The sequence below is a fragment of the Actinomadura napierensis genome (assembly GCF_039529375.1).
Lineage (GTDB): Bacteria > Actinomycetota > Actinomycetes > Streptosporangiales > Streptosporangiaceae > Spirillospora > Spirillospora napierensis.
Genome location: NZ_BAAAMR010000280.1, coordinates 1 through 890, shown reverse-complemented (window position 1 = coordinate 890; position 890 = coordinate 1). Strand labels below are relative to the sequence as shown.

Sequence of the window (890 nt, the reverse complement as noted above, 5' to 3'; positions counted from 1 at the left end):
CGATCAGCATGTATCACAAACGTTGGTTTGAGGCGGCGCTTCGGCCACGATTGCATTGACCTCTGGAAATGTATCTCAACCAGCTTCGGGGTTCAAGGTCCAATGATGTAAAAAACCACGCTAAGAGGTTAATTCATTGTTTGTATTGAAATTTAATGGTCTTAACTCGCCCTTCAGAATATCTTCCGGTAACGAAAACGTATAATGCCCCAGCATATTTATATGGCCATGTATCAGCGGCGATAATCTTGCCAGATGCTCCTCTTCAGGTGTTTCCCCCGATTTGCGAAGATGTGACAACGCCTCCTGCATGTAAAGTGTGTTCCACAGCACAACCGCATTGGTCACCAGACCCAGAGCACCGAGTTGATCTTCCTGCCCTTCACGGTAGCGTTTTCTAATTTCACCACGTTGTCCGTAGCAAATGGCTCGAGCCACTGCATGGCGTCCTTCTCCCCGGTTGAGCTGAGTGAGGATCCGACGCCGGTAATCCTCATCATCGATATAGTTGAGAAGATACAACGTCTTGTTGACCCGGCCCACTTCCATAATCGCCTGAGCCAGACCAGATGGTCGGCTACTTCTCAACAGTGAACGAATAAGCTCTGATGCATGGATGGTCCCAAGCTTCAGTGAGCCCGCCATTCGCATCATTTCATCCCATTGGGATTCTATTTTTGACAGTCCAACACATCCCCGGGCCAGCTCATTCAGGGCACCATAATGTGCCGTTTTATCTGCCCGCCAGAATATCGCCCCGCCTGCATCGGCCAGACGAGGGGAAAACTGGTAGCCCAGTAACCAGAACAGGCCAAAAATGATATCGCTGGATCCTGCCGTGTCCGTCATAATTTCTACCGGATTCAGCCCGGTCTGCTGCTCCAGAAGCC

1 protein-coding gene is annotated in these 890 nt (G+C 50.3%); it reads right to left on the bottom strand.

Annotated features, from left to right (window positions below; translation table 11 throughout):
- Window positions 1-120: 120 nt before the first annotated feature.
- Window positions 121-890 (bottom strand): Tn3 family transposase (locus ABD296_RS49430; protein ID WP_344285478.1); only part of this gene is annotated, 770 nt, incomplete at its 5' end.